This is a genomic window from Zoogloea oryzae, assembly GCF_030161255.1.
GTDB lineage: Bacteria > Pseudomonadota > Gammaproteobacteria > Burkholderiales > Rhodocyclaceae > Zoogloea > Zoogloea oryzae.
In genome coordinates this window covers 1-11011 of record NZ_BSPX01000102.1, presented here as the reverse complement: position 1 = coordinate 11011, position 11011 = coordinate 1, and the positions used below count along the sequence as shown (strand labels likewise).

At 68.4% G+C, this 11011-nt stretch carries 7 protein-coding genes; 2 read left to right on the top strand and 5 right to left on the bottom strand.

The genetic code is table 11. From position 1 onward, the window contains the following. The 5 genes from QQK25_RS20895 to QQK25_RS20875 form a co-directional block, all read right to left on the bottom strand. On the bottom strand, window positions 1-341 hold a 341-nt coding region (locus QQK25_RS20895), incomplete at its 3' end, for a TolC family protein (protein WP_284189699.1). 158 nt (window positions 342-499) lie between these two features. Continuing rightward, window positions 500-3607 (bottom strand): multidrug efflux RND transporter permease subunit, encoded by a 3108-nt coding sequence (locus QQK25_RS20890; RefSeq protein ID WP_284189698.1) that lies wholly within the window; start codon window positions 3605-3607, stop codon window positions 500-502. Window positions 3608-4571: 964 nt separating this feature from the next. Continuing rightward, window positions 4572-4769, bottom strand: coding sequence for a hypothetical protein (locus tag QQK25_RS20885; protein ID WP_284189697.1), 198 nt, complete (start codon window positions 4767-4769; stop codon window positions 4572-4574). Between the two features lie 30 nt (window positions 4770-4799). Further along, window positions 4800-7880: an MdtB/MuxB family multidrug efflux RND transporter permease subunit gene (locus QQK25_RS20880; RefSeq protein WP_284189696.1), complete on the bottom strand. Its 3081-nt coding sequence runs from the start codon at window positions 7878-7880 to the stop codon at window positions 4800-4802. A 757-nt stretch (window positions 7881-8637) separates the two neighbouring features. Then, window positions 8638-9912, bottom strand: a complete 1275-nt coding sequence (locus QQK25_RS20875; protein WP_284189695.1) for an MdtA/MuxA family multidrug efflux RND transporter periplasmic adaptor subunit — start codon at window positions 9910-9912, stop codon at window positions 8638-8640. Window positions 9913-10222: 310 nt separating this feature from the next. Here QQK25_RS20875 and QQK25_RS20870 point away from each other — a divergent pair, with 310 nt between their 5' ends. Continuing rightward, window positions 10223-10612 (top strand): hypothetical protein, encoded by a 390-nt coding sequence (locus QQK25_RS20870; RefSeq protein WP_284189694.1) that lies wholly within the window; start codon window positions 10223-10225, stop codon window positions 10610-10612. 25 nt (window positions 10613-10637) lie between these two features. Next, on the top strand, window positions 10638-11011 hold a 374-nt coding region (locus QQK25_RS20865), incomplete at its 3' end, for a 2'-5' RNA ligase family protein (protein WP_368736564.1).

Genomic DNA, 11011 nt, shown 5'->3' with positions numbered 1-11011 from the left:
GGCGGCGCACTGCCGGCGGCGTCGGTGGCCGCCGAGGTGGCCGAGCGGGTGGCGCCGGCGGTGGCGTTGAGGGTCGGGAACCAGCTCGCCCGCGCCGCATCGGCCAGCGCCTGGGCCTGGCGGAACTGGGCCTCAAACGCGCGCAGGTTCTGGTTCGAGACCTCCACCTGGGCCTGCAGGGCGTCGAGCACCGGGTCGCCGAAGGCGGTCCACCAGGTGTCGCCGGTGGCCGGGCTCTGGGGCGTGGCGGGCTTCCAGTCGCCGGCTTCCTTGAACACGGCGGGGGTGTCGATGGTGGGGCGGACGTAGTCGGGGCCGATGGTGCAGCCGGAGATCAGCACGGCCGCAGCGATGGCCAGCGCCTTCTGTAGGTCAACCTGTAGGCCGGACTTCAGTCCGACAATACCGCCTGATCGACCCGCGCATGTCGGACTGAAGTCCGACCTACAGGTTGACCTGCCGGGGCTGGGGGGGCATTCGATAACCGGGCGTTTCATGTTCAGCGTGCTCCATCCAGCGCGGGCTGTGCCACGGCGCCTGTTTCGTATTTCTTCGTTCCCCGGGCGAACCGGTTCAGCGCGACGAACACCACCGGGGTGGTGTACAGCGTGAGGATCTGGCTGAGGATCAGGCCGCCGACGATGGCGATGCCCAGGGGCTGGCGCAGCTCGGCGCCGTCGCCCGCGCCGATGGCGAGCGGGATCGCCCCGAACAGCGCGGCCAGGGTGGTCATCAGGATCGGCCGGAAGCGCAGCACGCAGGCGCGGTGGATGGCGTCGCGGGCGCTGGCGCCTTCGCGGCGCATCAGTTCGATGGCCACGTCGATCATCATGATGGCGTTTTTCTTGACGATGCCGATGAGCAGGATCACCCCGATCATCGCGATCAGGCTGAACTCCATGTCCACCGCCATCAGCGCCAGCAGCGCGCCCACGCCGGCCGAGGGCAGCGTGGACAGGATGGTGATCGGGTGGATCAGGCTCTCGTACAAAATGCCCAGCACGATGTAGATGGTGACCAGCGCCGCGAGGATCAGCAGCGGCTGGGTGCTCATGGATTTCTGGAAGGCGCCGGCCGAGCCCTCGAAGCTGGTGCGGATGCCCACCGGCACGCCGATGTTGGCCAGCGCGTCGTTGATCGCCGCCGTGGCGGTGCCGATGGAGCCGCCCTCGGGCAGCGAGAAGCTGATCGTCGAAGCCGCCGAGCCGCCCTGGTGATTGACCGACAGGGGCGCCAGGGTGGTCTCGAAGCGGGCGATGGCCGACAGGGGCACCAGCCCGCCGGTGGGCGAAACCAGGGTGAGCCGGGCGAGGGAATCCGGCCCCTGCAGGTAGCTCGGCATGGCCTCCATCACCACCCGGTACTGGTTGAGCGGGTTGTAGATGGTGGACACCTGACGCTGGCCGTAGGCGTTGTTGAGGGCGGCAGTGACGGCGCGCATCGTGAGGCCCTGGCGGGCCACGGCGTCCCGGTCGATGACCACGGAGGTCTGGGGGCCGGCGTCCTGCTGGTCGGTGGACACATCCACGATCTCGTCGAGCCGGCTCATGGCGTTGCGGATGCGCGGCTCCCAGATGCGCAGCTCGTCCAGGCTGTCGGACTGCAGGGTGAATTGATAGGCCGAGTTGCTCGAACGCCCGCCGATCCGGATGTCCTGCACCGGGCTCAGGTACAGGTTGGCGCCGGGCACCTTGGCGAGCTTCTTGCGCAGCCGGCCCACCACGGCGTCGGCCGATTCCTTGCGCTCGCCAAGGGGCTTGAGGGAGATGAACATCGACCCGTAGTTGCGCTGGCTGCCGCCGGTGAAGCCCGTCACCGTATCCACCGCCGGATCGGCCCCGACGATGGTGAGGAAGCTGTCCATCTTGGCCTTCATGGCCTGGAAGGAGATGGCCTGATCGGCCTCGACGAAGCCCCGCAGGCGCCCGGTGTCCTGTTGCGGAAAGAAGCCCTTGGGGATGGTGTTGTAGAGGTAAACGTTGAAGCCGATGGTCGCCGCCAGCACCAGCAGCACCGGCCAGCGATGATCCAGCGCCCAGCCCAGGCTGCGCCGGTAGCCGGCCACCAGCGCATCGAGGGCACCGCCGACGAGGCGGTCGAAGCGGCCGCGGGGCGCGTCCTCGGGCGGGCGCGGGCGCAGCAGCCGCGCGCACATCATCGGCGTGGCGGTGAGCGAGACGATCATCGACACCAGGATCGCCGCCGACAGCGTGACCGCGAACTCCCGGAACAGCCGCCCCACCAGCCCACCCATGGCGAGGATGGGGATGAATGCGGCGATCAGCGACAGGCTCATGGACACCACCGTAAAGCCGATCTCCCGCGCGCCCTTGAGCGCCGCGCGCACCGGCGACATGCCGTCATCCACATGGCGGGCGATGTTCTCCAGCACCACGATGGCGTCGTCCACCACAAAGCCGGTGGCGATGGTGAGCGCCATCAGCGACAGGTTGTCGAGGCTGTAACCGGCCAGGTACATCACCGCGAAGGTGCCGATCAGCGACACCGGCACCACCACGCTGGGGATCACCGTGGCGCGGGCGCTGCGCAGGAAGAGGAAGACCACCATCACCACCAGCGCCACCGAGATCGCCAGGGTGCGCTCCACCTCCTTCAGCGAGCCGCGGATGGTGGGCGTGCGGTCCATCACCACGGTCAGGTCGATGGCCGGCGAGATGCTGGCCGACAGGCGCGGCAGCAGCGCATTGACGCGATCCACCGTCTCGATGATGTTGGCGCCGGGCTGGCGGTTGATCATCAAGAGCACCGCCGGGCGCCCGTTGGCGTAGCCGTAGTTGCGGTCGTTCTCGACCCCGTCGCGCACCCGTGCCACGTCGGAAAGGCGCACCGCGGCGCCGTTCTTCCACGAAACGATGAGGGGCTTGTAATCGTCGGCAGTGCGGGCCTGATCGTTGGCGCCCACCTGCCAGGCGTGGCGCTCGTCCTCCAGCACGCCCTTGGGCCGGTTGGCGTTGGCGCCGACGATGGCGGTACGCACGTCGTCCAGGTTGATGCCATTGCCGGCGAGGCGGTCCGGGTCCAGTTCGACACGCACCGCCGGCAGCGAACTGCCGCCGATGCTCACCTGCCCCACCCCATCCACCTGCGCCAGCCGCTGGGCGAGCACGGTGGAGGCCGCATCGTAGAGCTGCCCTTGCGACATGGTGGCCGAGGTGAGCGCCAGGATGATGATCGGCGTATCGGCCGGGTTCACCTTGCGATAGGTGGGGTTGCTGGGCAGGCTGGTGGGCAGCTGGCTGCGCGCCGCGTTGATGGCGGCCTGCACCTCGCGGGCGGCGCCGTCGATGCTGCGGGAGAGGTCGAACTGCAGCGTCACCCGCGTGGAGCCGAGGGTGCTGGTGGAGGTCATCTCCGTCACCCCGGCGATCTGCCCGAAGATCCGCTCCAGCGGCCCGGCCACGGTGGACGCCATCACCTCCGGGCTCGCCCCGGGCAGGCTGGCGGAGACGGAGATCGTCGGGTATTCCACCTGGGGCAGCGGCGCCACCGGCAGCAGGCGGAACGCGATCGCCCCCGCCAGCGCGATGGCCAGCGTGAGCAGCGTGGTGGCCACGGGGCGGAAGATGAAGAGGCGGGAGAGGTTCATGGGGTGTTCCCCATGGTTACCCCCTGGCGGGCGGGCCCGCTGAGCTGTAGGTCAAACTGTAGGTCGGACTTCAGTCCGACACACCGCGCCATCCCCCACGACGGATGTCGGACTGAAGTCCGACCTACAGGGGGTGCCTTCGGTTGGCAGGGATTGGCCGGGGAATTCGTTCCACGGCCGGGTTTGCACACCCGGCCGGCTCCGGCGGCGCGGAGCGATGCTCCGCGAAACCCCGCCTCCGCCCCCGGCGGGCGCCCTACTTTCTTGCGTCGGCAAGAAAGTAGGCAAAGAAGGCGCCCCGGCCAGACCGCTCGTCCGCTTGCGCGGACGACTTCCCTGCGCTGCTCGCAACAGGCGGCCGGCGCGGAACTCGCCGGCTGCGCCGGCTCAGACAGCCGCGCCGGAAGGCCCCGCCTGTCGCTGTGCTGCTCGGCGGTCTGGGACGGGCTTTTCGGAATCACCGAGCCTTTACAGGAGCAACGGCTGGAGTTGAATGCGCGTGAAACGCGAACATCACCCACCGACGACGCGCACGACCAATACTCGGTATTCAAGGAAAGCACGTCCGAACCACCGAACAGTTCCGCCGCGGCGGGCAATACTTGTCTGGATGGCTTTTCACAAGAACGCTCGCCCCCCACACCCGCCCTACCCGCAAGGCTCGGTGCCCGATCAAAGCCCGTCTGAACCGCCGAGCAGCGCAGCGGCAGGCGGGGCCTTCCGGCGCAGCTGTCTGAGCCCGAAGGGCGAGTTCTGCGCCGGCCGCCTGTTGCGAGCAGCGCAGGGGAGTCATTCGCGCAGCGAATGACCGGTGAAGCCGGGTCGCCTTCTTTGCTTCCTTTCTTGGCGACGCAAGAAAGGAAGTCGCCCGCCGGGGCGAGTCCCGGCCAATCCCTGCCAAACAAGGCACCACCGCCAAATGCCAGCGGCACCAAATCCCCGCCCGCAACCGCAATGAAGCGATTCACTCCATCAACGCAGCAAACATCTCCACCGCCGCTGCTTTTTTCATCAACGACACAGCTCTTTTCTTCAAGCACGCACTTAACAAGTGCATGAATGCTGTTATTTGCAGCAAGAGCGGAGCTATTTTCTGCATCGATGCAGTTCTGATCTCCGCGATTGATGCTTTTTTCAGCGTCGTCGCACAAAAAAGCAGCATCGATGCAGCTCGGAACTGCAACGCGCCCGCTCACGCTGCGCCCTCCCCCTTCACCCGCCGCGCGAGGCGGTCGAAGGCCAGGTAGATCACCGGCGTGGTGAACAGCGTCAGCACCTGGCTCACCAGCAGGCCACCGACGAGGGTGATGCCCAGGGGCTGGCGGAGTTCGGAGCCGACGCCGTTGCCCAGCATCAGCGGCAGCGCGCCCAGGAGCGCGGCGAGGGTGGTCATCAGGATCGGGCGGAAGCGCAGCAGGCAGGCCTGGAAGATCGCGTCGCGGGGGCCGAGGCCGCTGCTCCGCTGCGCATCCAATGCGAAGTCGATCATCATGATCGCGTTCTTCTTGACGATGCCGATGAGCAGCACGATGCCGATGATCCCGACGATGCCCAACTCGGTGCGGGCCACCAGCAGCGCCAGCAAGGCGCCCACGCCGGCCGAGGGCAGCGTGGAGAGGATGGTCACCGGGTGGATGTAGCTCTCGTAGAGCACGCCCAGCACGATGTACATGGTCACCACCGCGGCGAGGATCAACAGCAGCGTGCTAGTGAGGGACGACTGGAAGGCCAGCGCGGCGCCCTGGAAGTAGGTCTCGATGCTCACCGGCATGCCCAGCCCGGCCTCGGCGGCGCGGATCGCGTCCACCGCGTCGCCCAGGGCCGCGCCGGGGGCGAGGTTGAACGACAGCGTGGCCGCGGGGAACTGCCCCAGGTGATTGACCGCCAGGCTGGCCGGGCGCTCGCTCACCTTGACCACCGACGACAGGGGCACCTGCGCGCCGCCGGTGCCGGCCACGTAGAGCTTGGCGATGGCGTCCGGCGTGCCGCGGAAATCGGGCTTCACCTCCAGCACCACGCGGTACTGGGTGGTCTGGGTGAAGATGGTGGACACCAGCCGCTGGCCGTAGGCGTTGTAGAGGGCGTTGTCGATGGCGGCGGTGCTCACCCCCAGCCGGGCAGCGCTGGCCCGGTCGATCTCGATCCACGCCTGGAGGCCGTTGTCCTGCAGGTCCGAGGCCACGTCGGCGAGCTGGGGCAGGTCGCGCATCCGTTCGAGCAGCTTCGGCACCCATTCGGAGAGCAGCGCGGCGTCCGGCGCCATGAGCGAGAACTGGTACTGGGTGCGGCTGACCCGGTCTTCGATGGACAGATCCTGCACCGGCTGCATGTAGAGGGTGATGCCGGCGACCTTCTGCAGCTCGGGCTGCAGGCGGCGGATGACTTCGTTGGCGGTGGCGTCGCGCTCGGCGCGGGGCTTGAGGCTGATGAGCAGGCGCCCGCTGTTGAGGGTGGCGTTGGTGCCATCCACGCCGATGAAGGACGACAGGCCGGCCACCGCCGGGTCTTTCAGCACCACCTCGGCCACCGCCTGCTGGCGCTCGGCCATGGCGCCGAAGGAGATCGACTGGTCGGCCTCGGTGATGCCCTGGATCGCGCCGGTGTCCTGCACCGGGAAGAAGCCCTTGGGCACGAAGACATACAGCAGCGCGGTGAGCGCCAGGGTGCCCACCGCGACGATCAAGGTGAGCCCCTGCCGCGCCAGCACCCATTCGAGCATCACCCCGTAGCGGGCGATCACGCGGTCGAAGAAGTCGCCCATCGTCTTGTAGAACCAGCCCTGCTGGCCCTCGGGCACGTGGTGCAGCAGCCGCGCGCACATCATCGGCGTGAGGGTGAGCGACACCACCGCCGAGATGAGGATGGCGATGGCCATGGTGATGGCGAACTCGCGGAACAGCCGGCCCACCACATCCGCCATGAAGAGCAGCGGGATGAGCACCGCGATCAGCGAGAAGGTGAGCGAGATGATGGTGAAGCCGATCTGGCGGGCGCCCTTGAGGGCCGCCTCCATCGGCGATTCGCCCTCTTCCACGTAGCGGGCGATGTTCTCGATCATCACGATGGCGTCGTCCACCACGAAGCCGGTGGAGATGGTGAGCGCCATCAGGGTGAGGTTGTTGAGGCTGAAGCCGGCGAGGTACATCACCCCGAAGGTGCCGACGATGGACAGGGGCACCGCCACGCTGGGGATGATGGTGGCCGGCACGCTGCGCAGAAACAGGAAGATCACCATCACCACCAGCGCCACGGCCAGCACCAGCTCCATCTGCACGTCGTGCACCGAGGCGCGGATGGTGGTGGTGCGGTCGTTGATGACGCGCACGTCGAGGGACGCGGGCAGGCTGGCGGTCATCTGCGGGAGCAACGCCGTCACCTTGTCGGCCACCTCGATCACGTTGGCGCCGGGCTGGCGCTGCACGTTGATGATCACCGCGTCCTGGCGGTCGGCCCAGGCGGCGAGGCGCAGGTTCTCGGCGCCATCGACGAGGGTGGCCACGTCGGAGAGGCGGATCGGGTTGCCGTTCTTGTAGGCGACGATCAGCTTCGCGTACTCGTCGGCGGAGCGGAGCTGGTCGTTGGCGTCGATGGTCGAGGCCCGCTGGGGGCCGTCGAAGCTGCCCTTGGCCTGGGTGACGTTGGCGTTGGCGATGGCCGTGCGGATGTCCTCCAGCCCCAGCCCGTAGGCCGCGGCGGCGGTCGGATTGACCTGCACCCGCACCGCGGGGCGCCTCCCGCCGGCGATGCTGACGAGGCCGACGCCCGGCACCTGGGCGATCTTCTGGGCGAGGCGGCTCTCCACCAGATCGTGGATGCGGGTGATCGGCAGGCTGGGCGAGCTCACCGCCAGGGTGAGGATGGGCGCGTCGGCCGGGTTCACCTTGCTGTAAGTGGGCGGCGCCGGCAGGTCGGTGGGCAGCAGGTTGGACGCGGCGTTGATCGCCGCCTGCACCTGCTGCTCGGCCACGTCCAGCCCCATCGACAAGGTGAAGCGCAGGGTGATCACCGACGCCCCGCCAGAGCTGGTGGACGACATCTCGTCCAGCCCCGGCATCTGGCCAAACTGGCGCTCCAACGGCGCGGTGATGGCCGAGGTCATCACGTCCGGGCTGGCGCCGGGGTACAGGGTCTTGACCTGGATGGTGGGGTAATCCACCTCGGGCAGCGCCGAGATCGGCAGCAGCCGGTAGGCCACCAGGCCCGCCAGCAGGATCGCCACCATCAGCAGCGACGTAGCCACCGGGCGCAGGATGAAGAGACGGGAGGGGTTCATGCCGCGCGCCTCCACACGGCGCCGTCACACCGAAAAACATCAAGGCCCTGCAGGTCGGACTTCAGTCCGACAAACCCTGCCTGACCAACCCGTGATGTCGGACTGAAGTCCGACCTACAGGACGGGGACGGACGACGGAAACCACCCGGGCAGGCCATCGGGCGCAGGATGAGGCGACGAGAGGAGTTCATGCCGCGCGCCTCCGCATGGCGCCGTCACACCGAAAGACATCAAGGCCCTGTAGGTCGGACTTCAGTCCGACAAACCCTGCCCGATCGACCCGTGATGTCGGACTGAAGTCCGACCTACAGGACGGGGACGGGCGACGGAGGCCACCCGGGCAGGCCATCGGGCGCAGGATGAGGCGACGAGAGGAGTTCATGCCGCGCCCCCTCACGGCGCCGTCACACCGAAAAACATAAACGCTTTGTAGGTCGGACTTCAGTCCGACAAACCCTGCCTGACCAACCCGTGATGTCGGACTGAAGTCCGACCTACAGGACGGGGACGGACGACGGAAACCACCCGGGCAGGCCATCGGGCGCAGGACGAGGCGACGAGAGGAGTTCATGCCGCGCGCCTCCGCATGGCGCCATCACACCGAAAAACATAAACGCTTTGTAGGTCGGACTTCAGTCCGACAAACCCTGCCCGATCAACCCGTGATGTCGGACTGAAGTCCGACCTACAGGACGGGGACGGGCGACGGAGGCCGCCCTGGCAGGCCATCGCCGTGTCGATCTGGCTGACCATCCGATCAATGCCCCGGCCGGCCGCCGCCAGCTCCGCGCTTCTTCTCGCGGCCTGGCGCATCCACCACCTTCGGGTCGATGGCTTCCACCATCGCGCCGTCCTTCAGCTTGTCGAGGCCATCCACCACCACCTTGTCGCCGGCAGCGAGGCCATCTTCAACCACCGCCACGCCGCCATCGGTGGCGCCGAGCTTGACCGGCACCGCGGCCACCTTGCCGCCCTCGCCCAGGCGATACACGAAGCGCCCCTTGGCGCCCTGCTGCAGCGCCGCCGTGGGCACCGCGACGACACCGCTGAGCGTATCGAGCAGCAGCCGCACATTGACGAACTGGTTGGGGAACAGGCTGCCGTCCTTGTTAGCGAACTCGGCCTTCAGCTTGACGGTGCCGGTGGTGGTGTCGATCAGGCTATCCACCGCCAGCAGCTTGCCCTCGGCCAGGCGCTGCTTCATGTCCCGGTCCCAGGCCTCGACGCCCAGCCCCGCGCCGGACCGAACCCGCGCCATGATGGCCGGCAGGCGGTCTTCCGGCACCGCGAAGACGGCGGTGATCGGCGAAACCTGGGCGATGGTGACGAGGCCGTTGGTGTCGGAGGCCTTGACCATGTTGCCCGGATCGACCGTTCGCAGGCCCGCGCGGCCGGCAATCGGCGCCTTGATGGTGGTGTAGGAGAGCTGCAGCTCGGCGCTCTTCACCGCAGCTTCATCGGCCTGCACCGTGCCCTGGTACTGGCGCACCAGCGCCTCCTGGGTATCCACCTGCTGTTTGGCGATGGAATCCTGGGCCAGCAGGCCGCGGTAGCGCTCGAGGTCGATCTTTGCGTTCTTCAGCAGCGCGGCGTCCCGGGCGAGGGTGCCGCGGGCCTGCTCCAGCGCGGCCTTGAAGGGCTCCGGGTCGATCAGGGCGAGCACCTCGCCGGCCTTCACCGGCTGGCCTTCGGTAAATTTGACCGCCAGCAGCGGGCCGTCCACCCGCGCGCGCACCACCACCTGGTTGCGCGGCACCACGCTGCCGAGCGCCGGCACCACCACGCGCACGTCGCGGGTGGCGATGGTTTCAAGCGTCACCGGGATCGGCCGGTCGCCCCGCCCGCCGGGTCCACCACGACGGGCTTCCGAAGGCTTGCCGCCGCCCTCGCCTTCCGGCGCAGGGCGGTGGGTGGCGTACCAGCCGCCGGCAGCGATCACGGCCAGCCCTACGAGGTAGGGCCAGATCCGACGTTTCCGGGGTGACGAGGCGGGTGACGAAGAAGGAGACGAGGCGTTTGAAGGGCTGGACATGGAGACTTTTTCCGGGACGCGCCCGGCTAAGAAAAACCGCCGGGAAGAGCCGGCAGGGGCCGGACAAGAGCAGCAGGCTATGCTACACGATGCAATTGTTAAAGCGCGTCAAGGCCGGCGTGGGTAGTGGGTAGTGGGTAGTGGGTAGTGGGTAGTGGGTAGTGGGTAGTGGGTAGTGGGAGACTGTCCTTGTTTGGCGGGGGTTCCGGGGGTGGCGCTTGAAAGCGGGCGCTGGCGCGCTACCATTGGGCTGAATGGCTCTCGCCGGCGCCGCTTCGCGCGTGGTGGGCCCTTCGCTCAGGAGATCACCATGAAAACCCTCAAGCACAGCCTCGCGCTGACCGCCGCCAGCCTGTTGATGAGCAGCCTCGCCTGGGCCCAGCCCGGACCGGGAATGGGTGGCGGAATGGGCCCGGGCGCCGGTCCGGCCAACCGTCCATGCGCTGCCGCCGGGCAGGCCCAGGGCTCGCCCCAGTGCAACTGGCGGGCCAACCGTCGCAACACCCCGGGAATGGCCCTGATGACGCCCGAGGAGCGCAGCGCCCACCGGGATCGCATGCGCGGCATGCAGTCCCGCGAGGAATGCCTCGCCTACATCGCCGAACACCACGCCCAGATGATGGAGCGGGCCAAGGCCAAGGGCCAGACCCTGCCCGAGCCGCGCAACCGGATGTGCGAGCGCCTTCCGTCCGCCCGCTGACTCGGCCCACCCCGCCCGTACTCCGTTGACCACAAACACCTTCGACCACGCCCGGGCGGCCTTCCTCGCCGCCGGGCAGACCCTGCGCAACGAGCGCCGGGATTTTCCCGAGTGGCACCTGGGCCGCCCGCACTACGCCCTGTGGGCGGTGGACGTGGATCTGCCCGACGTGCGCCATGCCGTGGCCGGCGCCGACGCCCATCTGGCCGGGCTGCTCCTCGATGGCTACCGCCGCCAGCCCCACATCACCCTGGCCCTGTGCGGCTTTCCAACGGCCGACCCGCAGCACCCGGACGACTACAGCCCCGCCCGCCTCGCCGCCCAGGTGGCCGCGCTGGCCGCCGGCGCGCCGGCCCCCTTCTCGCTGACCCTCGGCGCGCTGGCGAGCTTCAGCTCGGC